The organism is Streptomyces sp. H39-S7 (assembly GCF_027158205.1).
Lineage (GTDB): Bacteria > Actinomycetota > Actinomycetes > Streptomycetales > Streptomycetaceae > Actinacidiphila.
The window spans coordinates 203,482-218,132 of sequence record NZ_JAPVLU010000005.1; the positions used below are offsets into that span (position 1 = coordinate 203,482).

15 protein-coding genes are annotated in these 14,651 nt (G+C 72.0%); 11 read left to right on the forward strand and 4 right to left on the reverse strand.

Features of this window, described 5'->3' with window-relative positions; translation table 11 throughout:
• Nucleotides 1-92 precede the first annotated feature (92 nt).
• The 3 genes from O3X23_RS07120 to sph form a co-directional block, all read right to left on the reverse strand.
• Nucleotides 93-1,904: a vWA domain-containing protein gene (locus tag O3X23_RS07120; RefSeq protein WP_269270321.1), complete on the reverse strand. Its 1,812-nt coding sequence runs from the start codon at nucleotides 1,902-1,904 to the stop codon at nucleotides 93-95.
• The gene (locus O3X23_RS07125; RefSeq protein ID WP_269270322.1) at nucleotides 1,901-2,962 is read right to left on the reverse strand and encodes an ATP-binding protein; all 1,062 of its coding nucleotides are present in this window, start codon (nucleotides 2,960-2,962) and stop codon (nucleotides 1,901-1,903) included. The genes O3X23_RS07120 and O3X23_RS07125 overlap by 4 nt, the downstream gene beginning before the upstream one ends.
• A gap of 128 nt (nucleotides 2,963-3,090) precedes the next feature.
• Complete coding sequence (gene sph / locus O3X23_RS07130; protein ID WP_269270323.1) at nucleotides 3,091-4,077, reverse strand: sphingomyelin phosphodiesterase; 987 nt, start codon at nucleotides 4,075-4,077, stop codon at nucleotides 3,091-3,093.
• A gap of 130 nt (nucleotides 4,078-4,207) precedes the next feature.
• On the opposite strand from sph, the gene O3X23_RS07135 reads away from it, so the two are divergent.
• From O3X23_RS07135 to O3X23_RS07145, 3 genes are read left to right on the forward strand one after another with little or no spacing between them, the layout of a single operon-like run.
• A complete protein-coding gene (locus tag O3X23_RS07135; protein WP_269270383.1) occupies nucleotides 4,208-5,038 on the forward strand; it encodes a hypothetical protein in 831 nt (276 codons plus the stop codon).
• A gap of 10 nt (nucleotides 5,039-5,048) precedes the next feature.
• Complete coding sequence (locus O3X23_RS07140) at nucleotides 5,049-5,744, forward strand: esterase/lipase family protein (protein WP_269270324.1); 696 nt, start codon at nucleotides 5,049-5,051, stop codon at nucleotides 5,742-5,744.
• Between the two features lie 22 nt (nucleotides 5,745-5,766).
• Nucleotides 5,767-6,498 (forward strand): class I SAM-dependent methyltransferase, encoded by a 732-nt coding sequence (locus O3X23_RS07145; protein WP_269270325.1) that lies wholly within the window; start codon nucleotides 5,767-5,769, stop codon nucleotides 6,496-6,498.
• 71 nt (nucleotides 6,499-6,569) lie between these two features.
• Here the strand turns inward: O3X23_RS07145 and O3X23_RS07150 are convergent, their stop codons facing one another.
• Nucleotides 6,570-7,286, reverse strand: a complete 717-nt coding sequence (locus tag O3X23_RS07150; protein WP_269270326.1) for a Clp protease N-terminal domain-containing protein — start codon at nucleotides 7,284-7,286, stop codon at nucleotides 6,570-6,572.
• A 142-nt stretch (nucleotides 7,287-7,428) separates the two neighbouring features.
• On the opposite strand from O3X23_RS07150, the gene O3X23_RS07155 reads away from it, so the two are divergent.
• The 8 genes from O3X23_RS07155 to O3X23_RS07190 all read left to right on the forward strand — a co-directional run bounded on the left by O3X23_RS07155 (nucleotide 7,429) and on the right by O3X23_RS07190 (nucleotide 14,624).
• On the forward strand, nucleotides 7,429-7,647 hold the full coding sequence (locus O3X23_RS07155) for a hypothetical protein (protein ID WP_269270327.1): 219 nt from the start codon (nucleotides 7,429-7,431) through the stop codon (nucleotides 7,645-7,647).
• Nucleotides 7,640-8,971, forward strand: a complete 1,332-nt coding sequence (locus tag O3X23_RS07160) for a sensor histidine kinase (RefSeq protein WP_269270328.1) — start codon at nucleotides 7,640-7,642, stop codon at nucleotides 8,969-8,971. The genes O3X23_RS07155 and O3X23_RS07160 overlap by 8 nt, the downstream gene beginning before the upstream one ends.
• Complete coding sequence (locus O3X23_RS07165; protein ID WP_269270329.1) at nucleotides 8,968-9,615, forward strand: response regulator transcription factor; 648 nt, start codon at nucleotides 8,968-8,970, stop codon at nucleotides 9,613-9,615. The genes O3X23_RS07160 and O3X23_RS07165 overlap by 4 nt, the downstream gene beginning before the upstream one ends.
• Nucleotides 9,616-9,747: 132 nt before the next feature.
• A complete protein-coding gene (locus O3X23_RS07170; protein ID WP_269270330.1) occupies nucleotides 9,748-10,251 on the forward strand; it encodes a GNAT family N-acetyltransferase in 504 nt (167 codons plus the stop codon).
• 70 nt (nucleotides 10,252-10,321) lie between these two features.
• On the forward strand, nucleotides 10,322-10,903 hold the full coding sequence (locus tag O3X23_RS07175) for a TetR/AcrR family transcriptional regulator (RefSeq protein WP_269270331.1): 582 nt from the start codon (nucleotides 10,322-10,324) through the stop codon (nucleotides 10,901-10,903).
• 92 nt (nucleotides 10,904-10,995) lie between these two features.
• On the forward strand, nucleotides 10,996-12,393 hold the full coding sequence (locus tag O3X23_RS07180; protein WP_269270332.1) for an MFS transporter: 1,398 nt from the start codon (nucleotides 10,996-10,998) through the stop codon (nucleotides 12,391-12,393).
• Nucleotides 12,390-13,151 (forward strand): SDR family NAD(P)-dependent oxidoreductase, encoded by a 762-nt coding sequence (locus O3X23_RS07185; protein WP_269270333.1) that lies wholly within the window; start codon nucleotides 12,390-12,392, stop codon nucleotides 13,149-13,151. Before O3X23_RS07180 ends, O3X23_RS07185 begins: the two co-directional genes overlap by 4 nt.
• 267 nt (nucleotides 13,152-13,418) lie before the next feature.
• On the forward strand, nucleotides 13,419-14,624 hold the full coding sequence (locus O3X23_RS07190; protein WP_269270334.1) for an esterase/lipase family protein: 1,206 nt from the start codon (nucleotides 13,419-13,421) through the stop codon (nucleotides 14,622-14,624).
• Nucleotides 14,625-14,651 lie beyond the last annotated feature (27 nt).

The following is a 14,651-nucleotide window of genomic DNA, read 5'->3' on the forward strand; positions in this document are numbered from 1 at the left end:
CGGCCGAGTCTGCCGCGCCGGCTCCCGGACCGCACCACATTTCACCGCCCTTACGGCCGGTTGGCGGGCGGTTGGCGGCGGATTGGCGGGCCTCAGACCATCCGGAAGACCGGGCCCTTCGGCGTGAACGGGAGCACCGCGCCGCGCGGTACGAGGTAGGCGTGCTCACGGCGCGGGCGCAGCACGTCGCACTCGGCGTCGGTGATGATCAGGACGGGCGCGGCCGGCGGGAAGTCGTCCGCGCGGTGCAGGAGGTCCAGGGCGGGCTGGAGCACGGTGCCGCCGCGCCCGTGGATACGGACCCGGCCGGCGATGTCCGCCACCGGGACGTATCCCGCGTCGTGTGCCGCCGCGTCGCACATGATGACGCGCGCGGCGGGCACGTCGCGGGCCGCGGCGTACGAGGCGATGGCACCCAGCGCCTTGCCGATCAGCGTCGTGCTCATGGATCCCGACGTGTCGAGGACGACCCCGAAGGTGCAGCGGGCCACCTCCTCGGGCGGGAAGTACCGCCCTGCGCGCGGGATGTCGGGCGTGGACGACTGGCGGCGGGAGGGCCGGGCGTAGGAGCGGACCGGTTCGGGACGCGGCACGAACTCGTCGAACCAGCGCGCGAGTTGCGCGTCCCAGGCCAGCGGCGGGTGGCTGAGCGCGTTGATCTCCTCCACGAGCCCGGCCGGGAGCAGCCCGCGTTCGCGCGTCGAGTGCAGGTCGAAGCCGGTCATCAGTCCGCGCCGGTAGAACTCGTCGAGGTCCACCCACTCGGCGGGCTGCGCGGGCCGGGGCAGCGGTGCACCGAGGATGTCGCCCTTGCCCCTGCCGCGCAGCGTCGCCAGCCGCCGCATCCGGCGCAGGTCGGTGGCTATGCGGTCGTAGACCTCCTCGGCGGACAGCCCCCGCAGTCCGGGGTCGTGCAGCAGCCCGGCGGGCATCTCCCCGACGTCCATCTCGATCAGCCAGGCGTTGATGACGTAGTCGGCGGCGACGTTGAACAGGTACCGGTCGCGGCCGCCGCAGCGCTCGCCGTGCCGCAGGGCGGCGTGCAGCAACTCGTGGCCGAGGATGAAGCGCCACTCCTCGTCCGTGTGGCGGATCAGCGGGTTGACGTAGATCTCGGCCGCCTCCGGGCTGACGGCGGCGACGGAGATGCCGTGCGCCCGGGCGAGTTCGGCGTCCGCGACGAGCGTCATGCCCGCGGCGATCCCGCCCAGCAGCGGGTACGAGGACACGAACCAGTTGAGCGCGCGCTCCCAGGGCCGCTGTTCCAGCCGGGCTCCGGTGAGGGTGTCGCGCCGGCCGCCCGCCACGTCCATCGCGGCCGAGACCGTGCGGGTCAGGGCGTGCGCGAGGGCGTTGCTCCAGTCCGGCGGGGAGCCGCGCCAGGAGTTCCACTCGGTGAGCACCTGGTCGGGCTCGCCGGGGCCCGCGGTGCCGCAGTCGGCGTAGGCGGGCGGGATGCCGTCGCGGCGGAAGCGTGCGGCGAGCTTCTCCTCGTCGCCGTCCGGCCAGGTGCGCGGCAGGTCTTCCGGCGCCTCCCCGACGGGCATCGCGGCCAGGAAGCGGTTGACGACGACGCAGCGTGCCGTGCGGTCGAAGACGTCGGGCTGCTCGCGCGGCCCCGTGGCGGCGGGCACATGGCCGAAGCCGAGGTGCAGCAGGCAGTGCGCGAGGGCCCAGGCCCAGGTGGCAGGGTCGGCGCGGCGGTACGGGTGGGCGTGGACCGTGCCGCCGGAGGTGACCACTGCCAGCCCGCGCTCGGGGCGGTTCGCACAGTCCGGCAGCCGGCAGAACGACGCGTCCAGGGCGGACAGCGCGGGGTGCTCGGACACGATCGCGCACCCCTTCAGGTAGGCGGCCTCGGCCAGTTCCCGCTGCTTGTCGGGCCTTTTGGCGCGGGCCTTCACCGGCGCGCCTCGACCAGGCGCGGCATGTCGCGGGCGGCCTCGACGAGGAACCAGGCGGGCAGCACGGGGTTGCCGTCCAGGTCGTCCGCGATGACCGTCTGGGCGACCTCGACGGAGATCTCCGCGAGTTGCACGAGCAGGGCCTTGGAGCGGAAGGCGGTCTGCCGCACCGCTTCGGAGGCGTGCTCCTTGCGGTCCGGCAGCTCCTTGGCGAGCCGGCCGCGGAACGCGTCGGCGAGGTAGTAGAGCAGATCGCGGTCCTCGAGACGGCGCGGCCAGGGGGCGTCGCCCTTGAGGATCGCGTCGATGCCGTAGGCGTTGCGGACGATCTTCGCGTAGCCGCAGAAGGAGACGGCGTGCGCGGGGGTGAGCGTCCCGTGCGTGATGACCTTGAGGGTGTCCTCGTCGAGTGTCGGGCCGAAGGAGTGCAGCGCGTCGGAGAGCATGTGCCACGAGCGCGGGGTGGAGAAGGCCTCCTCGGTCTTCGGGGCCTTCGACCACAGGTGGTCGGGCCGGTCGGTGAGGTAGTCCGTCACCCACGGGTGGATGCCGTTCTCGGCCGCCCACACCAGCCAGTCCTTGGCGGAGGCCTGCAGATGGACGTGGGTGAGGCGGTTGATGAGCGCGGACGCGATGGGCCGGGCGAGCGCGTTGTCGGTGGACCGGTTGCCCGCCCCGATGACGATGGAGCCCACGGGCAGCTCGTAGGAGCCGATCCGGCGGTCCAGGATCAGCGAGTAGAACGCCTTCTGGACGTCGGGCGTCGCGGCGTTGAGCTCGTCGAGGAACAGGCAGTACGGCTCGTCGCGCGCGATGGCCTCGGGCGGGCAGAAGCGCGTGCGCCCGTCGTGGATCTGCGGCACGCCGATCAGGTCCTCGGGGGCCAGCTGGGTGCCCAGCAGCGACACGCACTCCAGGCCGAGCGATTCGGCGAAGGCCCTGACCAGCGAGGACTTGCCGATCCCCGGCGCGCCCCAGAGGAACACCGGACGCACGGTGGCGAGCCCGAGCAGCAGCTCGGGTATCCGGGTGGGCGTGACGGTGATGGCGGACTGCATGCTTCGGGTTCTCCGGGGCGGTGAGTGGTGCGGCGGGTGCTCGGTTACCCAGCGTGACGGTCGGGGATGCTCCGCACAACTGGTTTTCCCGCCGCGCCACCCGTCCCGAAGTCGGGTTGCGCTACGGACTACACGTCGCCCGCGACCAGCGGATAGTGGTCCGAGTAGTCGGTGTACGAGGACGTGGTGCCCCAGCTGGAGACCGTCCACTTCGGGGAGTGCTCGTTGACGACGCGGTTGTTCCAGTGGGCCGGCCGGGCGTGGCCGTTGCGCAGCAGCGCGTGGTCCAGGCGCTGCGCCGGGTCGTTCGGGTAGCGGTCCCGGGCGACGGAGTTGGTGACGGGGTCGAAGCTGTCGGCGGGCCCGGGGGCGGCGTCGGGGGCCGCCGCGTCGAGGTCCGCGAGCAGGCCCGGGTAGTCGGCGCCGTGCGCGTCGATGTTGAGGTCGCCGGCGATGATGACGGGTTCGGCGGCGGGGATGGCGCGGGCGTCGAGGAAGGCGTCGATCTCCTGGTCCTGGCCGTGCCGGATGTTCGCGGCCTCACCCGAACCGCAGGAGGAGTCGTCGGCCTGGGTATGGGTGCCGACGACGTGCACGCGGGTGCCGTTCACGTTCAGGACGACGTACACGAAGCCCTTGTTGGAGTAGTAGTCGGCGCCGCACCCGTCCGCGTAGACGTGCTGCACCTTCTCCAGGATCGGCCACTTGCTGACGACGGCGACGCCGCCGTCCTCCGGCGTCCAGGAGCTGTACGCGCCCTCCGTGCGGTCCCAGCCGCTGGTGGAGCGTCCCAGGACCGGCGTCTGGTAGGGGTAGCGGCCCTTGACGTTGCCGAGCAGCCGGTCGGAGGCGGCGTTGTCGAACGCCTCCTGGAAGACGACGACGTCGGCGTCGCGCGTGTAGCCCGCGTTCGCGATCAGGTCGGCGCGCTGCAGCTGTCCCCAGTTCGGGTACAGGTTCCGCGACAGCATCATCACGTTGCTGGTCACGAGTCTGATCTGGGGGACCTGCTGGGTCCGCGCCACGTCGGCGGGGGACGCGAAGGCGGGCGCGGTGGCGGCGGAGCCGAGCAGGAGCACGAAGGCACAGGCGGTGGCGGCTCGGGCAAGTCTCACGGAACACTCCCGGTGAACGTGGGTGGAGAAGCAGCGGAAGCCTAGGGGGAGTTGGTTACCGAAGGGTAGATACGTGCGGACATCCGGTCTACGATCTGCCCCCTGATGTCAATCTGACGGAGGATCAGTGATTGCCAAGCCGCTTCAAGCCGCCGCCGCGCTGGCCGGTGCCATCGCCCTCACCGTCGTCGCCTCCCCCGCTTCGGCCGCCTCCCCCGGGGGCTGGACCGAATCCGGCACCGCGTACACCGGTTCCCTGACCGGCGGCGAGGGGCTGGCCACCCGCGCCGACGGCTCGCTGCTCTACCGGGGTCTCGGCTCGATCCCGATCGGCCTGCGCATCAAGGGCTGGAATCACATCGGTGACCCGGACATCGCCCAGGGCCATGTCTTCGACGCCTACCAGGGCGGCGACGGCGCCACCTCGAAGATGTACGCCGTCACCACTCCCGGCGGACAGCGCTACGAGTACGTCCATCCGCTCGACCCCGGCGAAGCGCTCAACAACTCCTTCGCCGCCGTCTCCCCCGACGCGCAGTGGCTGGTCTCCGGCGAGTGGGGCACCCGCGACCGCCTCCAGGTCTTCCCCGCTCCCCTGCTCAACCCGGCCACCCCGCGCACCGGCGGCTCGCTCCCGCAGGCCGGGCAGATCACCCTGGACCGCGCGGTCGACAACATCCAGGGCTGCGACTTCGTCTCCGACACCCGCCTGGTGTGCGTCTCCGACGACGACGCCAAGGACCTGGTGCAGGTCGACCTGCCGCACGCGCTGGACGGCACCGCGGTCACCGGCCAGGTGACGACACTGCTCCAACTGCCGAAGCGCAGCATCTGCTCGGGCACCTTCGAATCCGAGGGCATCGACTTCGACCCGCGCTCCAGCACGCTGCGCGCGGAAGTCGTCCAGCCGGGTGTCTGCGTGGTCTCCACCACGGTGTACTCCTACTCCCCCACCTCGTAGGAGGCAGTTCATGCGTCGCAGATCGACCGTGCTCCTGTCCGTACTCGGCGCCCTCGCCCTGATGTTCGGCGCGGCGCCCGCGTCGCCGGCCGCGCCGGCCGCCGACCCGCCCGCGCACCATCCGGTGATCTTCGTCCACGGCTACAACGCCGACCCCGGCGTGTGGGGCGGGATGATCGCCGGCTTCAAGGCCGCCGGATACACCGACGACGAACTGTTCAGCTGGGGTTACGACACCCACCAGTCCGTCAACGAGGTGCTGGCCGGGCGCTTCGGCGCCTACGTCGACAGCGTGCTGAGCAGCACCGGCGCGTCGAAGGTCGACCTGGTCTCGCACTCCTTCGGCAGTCTGACCACCCGGTGGTACGTCAAATTCCGCGGCGGCACGGCCACCGTCGACCACTGGATCTCCCTCGGCGGCCCGAACCACGGCACCTACACCTCGTGGGCCTGCGCGCTCTGGGACCAGGCGTGCCGCGACATGTCACCCGGCTCGTACGTGCAGAAGCAGTTGGCGGCCGGGGACGAGACGCCGGGCGCCGTGCGGTACGCGACCTTCTGGTCGGAGTGCGACGAGGTCATCAACCCGGACAGCAGCGTCGCGCTCAGCGGCGCCGTCAACACGGACGCCGGTTGCCTCGACCACAATGACCTGCTGGGGGACGGCGCGGTATCGCAGGGAGTACGCGATTTCCTCGCCGGGTGATGACTCCCCGTAGGCTGCCCGTGTGCTGAACTACGACGCAGAAGCCGAACGGTACGACGCGACCCGTGGAGGCGTCCCCCGGGCGGAGGCCGCGGCCCGCGCCGTACTCGACCTCGTGCCGGACGCGGCCCGCACCCTGCTCGATGTCGGGTGCGGGACCGGTCTGGTGACCGAACGGCTCGCCCGGCCGGGGCTGCGCGTCCTCGGCGTCGACGCCTCGGCCGGCATGGCGTCGGTGGCCGCCGGCCGGGTCGGACCCTCGGTGGTGCTCGGCGACAGCCGGCGGCTGCCGTTCGCCACCGGATCGCTGGACGCGGTCTGCGCCGTCTGGCTGCTGCATCTGCTGCCGGACGCCGCGGAGGTCGTCGCCGAGTGCGCGCGGGTGCTGCGGCCGGGCGGGGTGTTCGTCACCACCGTCGACAAGGACGCGGCGCACGCGGTGGGCAGCGACATCGACGCGCTGCTCGCCCCGCACCTCATCCCCGACGCCTACGACGAGGCCGCGGCCGTCGTCGGCTGGGCGGCGGGCCACGGGCTGCGCCCCGGTGCGGAGACCTCCTTCACCGGCCATGGCCAGGGACGGTCCCCGGCGCTGACGGTCGAGAAGATCCGCGCGGGTTACTTCGCCTCCGCCCTGGAGTTCAGCCCGCGCCAGGCCCAGGGCGTCATCGACGGCCTGGTCGCCCTGCCGGCCCAGCACACCCCGCGCCCCGACCCCGTCTACCGGCTGCTCACCCTGGACAAGGACGCCTGACGGAGCCCTGGATCGGAGCCCTGGATCCCGGCCGTCCGGCGGAGCGACGGAACGAGCGGCGAACCGGCGGGCTAGTTCTTCAGTTCGTGCAGGGTCGCGACGACCCACTCCTCCGCCTGACCCTTGGTGACGCCCAGACCCACCAGGGCCTGGGCGGCGGGGTCCTGGTCGTCGCTGAGGACACCGAGCAGGATGTGCTCGGTGCCGATGTAGTTGTGCCCCAGGCGCAGCGCCTCGCGCAGGACGAGGTGCAGCGCCTTCTTGCCGGCGGCGGCGAACGGCACGTGGCCTTCCACCGGCTCGCCCTCCGCGCCGGGCGTACCGACAGCGGCACGGACGGCCTCCGGTGACGCCCCCAGCTCGACCATGGCGCGGCAGGCCAGCCCCTTGGGCTCGTGAAGCAGGCCGAGGACGAGGTGTCCGGTGCCCACGGTGGCGTGCAGGGCGCCGCGCGCCTCCTCCTCGGCGCTCCTGACCGCGTGGCGGGCCCGGTCGGTGAAGCGCTCGAAGAGCGCGTCGAGCGGCAGGTCCAGATCGTCGGGGGTCTTGGGCACGAAGCGTTTCTGTACGGCCTGCTTGCTGACGCCCATGTTCTGGCCGATGTCGGTCCAGGAGGCGCCGGCCCTGCGGGCCTGGTCCACGAAGTGGCCGATCAGATGGTCGGCGACTTCGCCGACGTGCTGCGCGAGGGTCACCGCGTCGGAGAGGCTCTGCAGCGGATCGCCGTCGGGGTGCCGTTCCTTGACGTGGGAGATCAGATCGTCGAGTCGTACTGGTTGTCCCGTCATGCGTCAACTCTAAGTTGACGATCGAGGAGCGTCAACCCTCGGTTGACGCATGTTTCCGGGTGGCTCGCATCCCCCGTCGTGGGGATGCGGATCGTCTTCCGGCCGGACGTGGCGGCCGGGCCCGGCCGGGAGCGTGGACGGTATGGAAACCACCGCCCTCGACCACCGGCCCCCGCCCGCCGCCGAGTTGCCCCGGACCCCGCCCGTCCGCCGGGGCACGACCCGGCCGGCGGTCCCGCCGATGGAACTGACCTACGCTGTGCAGATGCTCCTCGGGACACTCGTTCTCGTCGCCGGCGCCCACCTGCTCGCCGAACGCGCCGCGGCGCACGGCACGGCGACCGCCCGCCGGCGTGGCTGACCGAACCCAGGGGCCGATGGCCGGAACGGCTGGAGCGGCGTCCCCCCGAACCCGCGGTGCCCTCTCCCGGGCCGGCAGCGCCCTGTTCGGGCGGTCGGCCCGGCTCCGGTGGGTCCATCTGATCCTCGGCGGCGCGTTGTTGATGCCGTTCTACCTGCTGACGCACACCGCGCTGAACGTCCTCGCCCATGCCGACGAGGGCAGCGACGTCTGGGTCGCCCAGCAGTTCGGCGCCTTCGGCCTCGCCCTGCCGATCGCGGCGGCCACCGCCGCGGCCTTCCCCCTCGTACGCGACCTGGAGGGTGCGGCGGCGCGGGCGCTGGGCGCCGGCCCCGAGGGCGGGCCCACACCCTCCGCGGACCGCACGTGGGCGGCCCGCGTCCGGACGTCCTGCTGGTTCGTGCTGCACCTGGGGCTCGGCGGCATCGTCAGCGGGTTGACCCTGGCCATCCCACCGGCCGCTGTGGTGTTGCTGACCATGCCGTTCTCCGCGCGGCTGCGCGCGACCGAACTCTCCTGGTCGCACGCGCTCACCCTCGGCCACCCCGCCCCGGCCCTCCTCACCGCCGTATCCCTGCTGGCCCTGCTCACGCTCACCGCCCAGGGCGCGGCCGCGATCCTGGCGCGCTGCTCCACCGAGTTGCTCGGGCCGACCCCCCTCGACCGGCTGGCCGAAGCCGAGCAGCGCACCGTACGCCTGGCGCTGCGCAACCGGCTGGCCCGCGAGCTGCACGACTCGGTGGGTCACGCGCTCAGCGCGGTGACGCTGCAGGCGGGCGCCGCGCGCAAGGTGCTGGACCGCGATCCGGAGTTCGCCCGGCAGGCACTGGCCGCCATCGAGGAGACCACCCGGCGCGCGGTCGCGGAACTCGACGATGTGCTCGGCCTGTTGCGTGAGGACAGCGACGGCTCGACCGCTCCCCCGGGCCCCGCCCTCGGCGGCCCCGACGGCCTCGACGCCCTGCTCGACCGGACGCGGGCGGCGGGCGTCCCCCTGGACGCGTCCGTCGACGGTGATCTCCGCGAGGTGCCCCCGATGGTCTCCCGCGAGGCGTACCGGATCGTGCAGGAAGGCCTGAGCAACGCGCTGCGGCACGCGGGCCGGGTCCCGGTCCGGCTGCGGATCGCCGTGGTTGACGGCGCGTTGGAGATCGAGATGGTCAACCCGGCGATGGCGCCGCCCTCCCGCAGAGCGGGTGGCGGCCGGGGCCTGATCGGCGTCGAGGAGCGCACCGCCGCACTGCGCGGCCGCTTCGAGGCCGGATCCGACGGTGCGCGGTGGCGGCTGCGCGTCGTTCTGCCGCTGGGGGTGGGGAACCGGTGAACCTGCGGATCGTCCTCGCCGACGACGAGCGGATGGTGCGCACGGCGCTGCGCGCCATCCTGGAGAACGAACCGGACATGGAGGTCGTCGGCGAGGCCGCCACCGGCGCCGAGGCCGTCCCGCTGGTGCGCGAACTGCGGCCGGACGTCGTCCTGATGGACGTCCGCATGCCGGAGATCGACGGCATCCGCGCCACCGAGCACCTGGTGCGCACCATGGTGGATCCACCGCACATCGTCGTCGTGACGACCTTCGAGAACGACGCCTACGTTTACGAGGCGCTGCGTGCCGGAGCCTCCGGCTTCCTGCTGAAGCGCGCGGGGGCGGACCAACTCGTGGACGCCGTACGGCTGGTGGCCGGCGGCGACTCCCTGCTCTTCCCGGCGGCCGTGCGCAGGCTCGCCGCCCGCTACGCCCCCGTCGACCCCTCGCAGGCCTTGCGCGACCGCCTCACCGAGCGCGAGGCGGAGGTGCTGCACCTGATGACGTCCGGGCTCTCCAACGCGGAGATCGCCCAACGGCTCGGCCTCGGCCCGGAAACCGTCAAGACGCACGTCGCCCGCATCCTCGCCAAACTGGGCGCCCGCGACCGCACCCAGGCCGTCATCGCGGCCTATGAATGCGGCTTCGTGGTGCCTGGCTGATGCCCGACCCGTGCCCGACTCGTGCCTGGCTCGTGCCCGTTTCGTGCCCGGCCGAGGGCGCAGGCGTCGGTCCGGTAACAACCCGGTCTCGATTCGGGGAACCAATGGTCGTCGATCTGCGTCATATTCAGCATGAATGATCTTCCTGTACGCATACGCCCGGCCGAGATGGACGACCTGGACGCGGTCGTGAGCATCCATACGGCGGCGTGCGCCGCGGCGCACCGGGAGGGCGGCGTACCCGGGGACGAGATCGACGCGCCGGGCGGGCTGATCGCGCGCTTCAACGGGTGGGCGCGCGCCATCCAGCTGCCTGGGAAGACCACGCTGATCGCCGAGGCCGACGGCGAGGTGGTGGGCGTGCTCTCCATGGAGTCGGACGCGCCCGGCACCGCACTGGAGCTGTCGCAGATCCATGTGCGGCCCGGCCAGTGGCGGCGCGGCATCGGCGGCCGGCTGCACGCGGCGTACGTCCAGTCCCTGCGCGAGACGGGTGTGCTCACCGGCATGTCGGGCGTGTGGGAGCAGAACGACCGGGCGCGGGCGTTCTACACGCGCCTCGGGTGGCGGCCGGTCGGGACGGTGGAGACGGGCGGGGACGGCCTGCGCCGACTGCACCTGCGCCTCGAGGTCTGATGCGGGCCCGTCCCACGTTTCGGCCCTAGGTTCTTGACCGATCGTTCTCGATACGGATAGCGTCCTTCCTGTGGCCAGGACCAAGGAATTCGACCCCGACGCCGCGCTGCAGTCAGCCCTGGAGCTGTTCTGGCGGCGCGGTTACGAGGCGACGTCGATGGCCGACCTCGTCGAGCACCTCGGCATCGCCCGCGCCAGCATCTACGGGACGTTCGGCAGCAAGCACGGGCTGTACGTCAGGGCGCTGGAGCGGTACGGCGAGCTCTGCGATCCGGGCCTCATGGAGGAGCTGTCCCAGCCGGGACCCGCACTGCCCGCCGTCCGCTCCGTGGTGACGCGCTTCGCCGAGGAGTCCGCCTGCGACGACCTGCGGCGCGGCTGCTTCATCACCAACACCGCGGTCGAGCTGGCGCCACACGACCGGGTCGCCGCGCGGCGCGTCGAGGCCAGTTGGGACTGGCTGGAGACGGCGCTGACCTCGGCCCTCATCCGCGCCGCAGCACAGGGGGAACTGCCGGAAGGGCGCGATCCGCGGGCGCTGGCGCGGCTGCTGCTGGTCCTCATGCAGGGCATGCGAGTGGTCGGCAAGGCCGGCCAGGACCCCGCCCGCGTCAGGGACGCGGCGGCGCAGGCCCTCTCTCTCCTCGACTGACCTTCGGGCCGTCGGGCCTTCGGGGCCGGCTTCTACCTGCCCTCATTCAAGAATGATCGATCCAATATCGAACCGGAAGGGCGCAGGGGGACATGTCGTCGAAGAACGGCTTCGCGCTGCTCGGAACCATTCAGGCCACGCTCATCTTCACCATCATGATCCTCATGGTGCCGCTCCCCCGGATAGCCCGGGAGTTCGGCCTCGACCCGTCCCAGCTCCTGCTCCTCAGCGCCGCGTACGGACTCTCCTTCAGCGGACTGCTGCTCCTGGGTGGCCGGCTGGCCGACCGGCACGGCGGGCGCCGCATGCTGACGGTGGGCCTGTCGGTCTTCGCCGCCGCCTCGGCGGCGGGCGCGCTGACGCCCGGCTTCACCTCGCTGACGGCCGTCCGGTTCGCGCAGGGCCTCGGGGCGGCGCTGACCGCTCCGGCCGCCATGGCCCTGGTGCGCGGCCTGTTCCCGGCCGCCGCCGGCTACGACCGGGCCATGGCCACGTGGGGAGGCCTCTCCGTCCTCGGCGCGACCGCCGGGAGCCTGTTCTCCGGCGCCGTGACGACCTGGGTCTCCTGGCGGGTCACCTTCCTCGTACCGGTGCTCGTCGCCCTGACCGGGCTCGCCCTCGCCCGCCGCCTGCTGCCCGCCGACCCGACCCGCCCCGGCGCACCGCCGCCGCTCGACGTACGCGGCGCCGTGACGGCGACCGCCGGTGTCACCGCGGCCGGCTACGGCCTGGTGGCCGCCGGGGAGCGCTCGTGGTCGTCGGCCGCCGTACTCGTCCCGCTGGCCGCGGGAGTGCTCCTGCTCATCGCGTTCGCGCTCGTCGAGCGCCGGGCCCGCGAGCCGCTGCTGCCGCCCGGCTTCCTCCGCGACACCCGGCGGGCCACCGCGCTGGTGGCGATCATGATGACCGCCGCGGGCACCGCCCTGACCTTCTTCCTGCTCTCCCTGTACCTCCAGCAGGAGCGTGGCTGGTCGCCGCTGCGGACCTCCGCCGCCTTCGTTCCGTACGCCGCCGCCCTCGTCGGATCCGGCCGCGCCGCGGGACCACTCATCGGACGGTTCGGAGCCCGCGCGGTCACCACCGGTGGCCTCGCGCTCGGGGCCGCCGGGCTGCTGCTGCTCGCCGGCCTCGACCCGAGCTCGCCGTACGCGACCGGCCTGCTCCCCGGCCTCCTGCTGCTGCCCGCCGGAGCCGGACCGGCGTTCGCCGGAGCCACCGTGCTCGCCACCGCCGGCGTGCCACGCCGCCGGACGGGGTTGGCGGCAGGCGTCATGAACACCGCCATGGAGCTGGGGCCGACCATCGGCCTCGCCGCGCTGATGTCGGTCGCCGCCACCCGTTCCACGCCCGTAGCCGGATACGCCGCCGCTTTCGCCGCCGCCGGTATCGGCTACGCGCTCACCGCCGTCGCCGCCGCGCTCGCCCTGCGGCCGCGTCCCGTACCGAACCCGCCCACCGCACCAACCGTCATCAAGGAGTTGTCGTCATGACCGCACGCTTCACCGGCAGGACCGTCCTCGTCACCGGCGCCGGATCCGGTATCGGCCGGGCCGTCGCCCTCGCCTTCGCCCGGGAGGGGGCCAGGATCGCCGTCGCCGGGCGCACGGCGGAACCGCTGAAGGAGACCGCCGCGCTCATCGAGGCGGAAGGCGGCGAAGCCGCCGCCCTCACCGCCGACATCACGCGCTCCCAGGACGTCCAGCGCCTGGTGCAGGACACGGTGGCGCGCTTCGGCGGCCTCGACATCGCCGTCAACAACGTCGGCATCCTGACGACTCCGGCGCCGGTCGCCGACATCTCGGAGGACGACTGGCGGTCGAGCCTCGACACCAACCTCACCGGCACCTGGCTCTCGATGAAGCACGAGATCGCCCACATGCGGGCGCACGGCGGCGGCGCCATCGTCAACGTCTCCTCCAACCTCGGTGCCCACGGCCGCGTCCGGAACATGGGCGCCTACGTCGCCGCGAAGGCCGCCGTCAGCGCGCTGACCCGCAACGCCGCCCTCGACCACATCGCCGACGGCGTCCGCATCAACGCGGTCAGCCCCGGCCCGATCGACACCCCCATGTCCACCCGCCCCGGCGAGAGCCCCGCCGACAAGGCCGCCCGCATGCGGCACGAGGTCCCGGCGGGCCGGGCCGGATCCCTCGACGAGATCGCCGCCGCGGTGCTCTATCTCGCCTCCCCCGAGGCCGCGTTCACCGTCGGCACCGACCTCGTCCTGGACGGCGGCCTCACCGCCTGACCGACGCCACGACGACCCGCCGAGAACCGGCCACCGCAACGCAGGTGTCCGGAGTTCGCATCTCCTGGCCTCCGTGTCCCTTCCCTACTGTCGGCCTAGAACGGACGAGCGCTAAGAACAGGCCAAAGGCACATGCCAGAAGACTAAACACCTCCGTCGCGCAGTCCATCAAATCTGGTGAAACCCGCAGTTCAAAAGGGTGACGCGCCCAAATTGCCCCCCATGATGGCGACGTCTCATCCACCCGTTTCCCCAAGGAGTACGACCATGCCCGAGACGACCGAACCGAACGTCGGTTCGTTCACTCTCGGCGGTCCGCCGACCGCCGAACCCGCTGGAACGATCCAGGTACCGGAGCACGAGGAGTGGCCTCTGCCCAACGGCTTCGCCTGGGTGTTCCCCGGTGAAGGCAACCACGGTGGTCTCGTCCGGCCCATGATCATGGCCGACGGCTTCAACCTCGGCCGGAGCAAGCTCGACGAGCTCTACCAAGGGCTGGAGACCGGCTACTCGTTCATCAGCGAACTGCGCCGGCGCGGCAGGGACGTGATCCTGCTCGGCTTCGAGGAGCGCAGCGCGTCGATCCTGGACAATGCGGAGGCGGCCGAGGCCGCCATCATGCGGGCCATCGGCGAACAGCAGGGCGACGCCCGCCTGGTCGTGGGTGGCTTCAGCATGGGCGGCATCGTCACCCGCTATGCACTCGCCAGGATGGAGCGGCAGGGGACGGACCACCGGACCGGGCTGTACTTCTCCTACGACAGCCCGCACCGCGGCGCTTCCATCCCGGTCGGTGTGCAGGCCTTCTCGCACTTCATCCCCTTCCCGAACGACTTCGCGAAGCAGATGAACAGCCCGGCCGCACGCCAGATGCTGTGGCAGCACTACGACAAGGACACCGGCAAGATCGGCGTCGCGCCTGAGCGCACGAAGTTCCTGGAGGCCCTGGACCGGGTCGGCAACTGGCCGAGGATTCCGATGACGATCGGCGTGGCGAACGGTCGCGCCGACGGGGTCGGCCTGCCGGACGTGAAGCCCGGCGAGGTCGCCCTGCGGATCGACCGGATCTACCCGGGCACCACCTTCTACACCCAGGCCCAGGGTGACGACGTGACGGCCGCCTACCTCAACCGCAGGTTCCCCAAGGCCGAGAAGACCATCACGACCAACAACTTCCCGGAACTGGACGGTGCACCGGGCGGAACCCTGCACACCTACAAGATCCTCGCCGACACGATGAAGAAGCTCGGCGGAAAGGTGGATCTGCGGCACGAGGACGTGTGCTTCGTGCCGTCGGTCAGCGCGGTCGCGATGCGCGACATCGGAAAGCAGGAAGACCTGTACGCGGACATCAACACATTGGAACGGGAGGAGGGCGAGCTGGGAGATTTCCTCTGTTCGTCCACGACCACCGCGCACACGGCCATGACCGAAGAACTGTGCACCTGGATCATGGACCGGCTCACCGACTGACCGCGGTCACGCGCGGCCGGGGCTGCC